Source organism: Exiguobacterium sp. UBA7533, assembly GCF_002479335.1.
GTDB lineage: Bacteria > Bacillota > Bacilli > Exiguobacteriales > Exiguobacteriaceae > Exiguobacterium_A.
In genome coordinates, this window is sequence record NZ_DLMP01000006.1 from 2,501 (window position 1) to 3,118 (window position 618).

A 618-nucleotide genomic window follows, 5' to 3' on the forward strand; every position below is an offset into this window, starting at 1 on the left:
GAAGCTATAAGGGGGAAGAAAGATGAAGACGAAGTTGTTTGATACGGTTCAACTCGGAACGTTGACATTCCGCAATCGGGTCATTATGGCGCCAATGTGCATGTACAGTGCAAAAGAAGATGGACTCGTGACGGATTGGCACGTCACACACTATGCAACCCGTGCAATGGGAGGCGTTGGTGGTGTCATTTTAGAAGCGAGTGCTGTCACGCCAGATGGTCGCATTTCAGCTGGGGACCTTGGGATCTGGTCAGATGCACATATCGAAGGATTACAACGAATCGCACAGCAAGTCAAAGCAGCGGGCGCAAAAGCGGGGATCCAACTGGCCCATGCCGGGCGTAAAAGCACGACGGCAGAACCACCCGTCGCACCGAGCGCTTTACCGTTTGATGATACGTATATGCATCCCCGTGCATTGACACTTGAGGAAATCGCGACAATCAAACAACAGTTCATCGATGCAGCATTAAGAGCGGAACGAGCAGGATATGACTTCATTGAAATCCATGGCGCACATGGTTATTTATTGAACACGTTCCTCTCTCCGTTATCCAATATTCGAGAAGACCAGTACGGCGGATCGACTGAAAATCGGATGCGCTTGTTGTTAGAAAT

General features: G+C 49.7%; 1 pseudogene. It reads left to right on the forward strand.

What is annotated here, in order from left to right:
• Window positions 1-22: 22 nt before the first annotated feature.
• Window positions 23-618, forward strand: a pseudogene (locus tag B2U10_RS11050) (NADPH dehydrogenase); the annotation flags it as partial.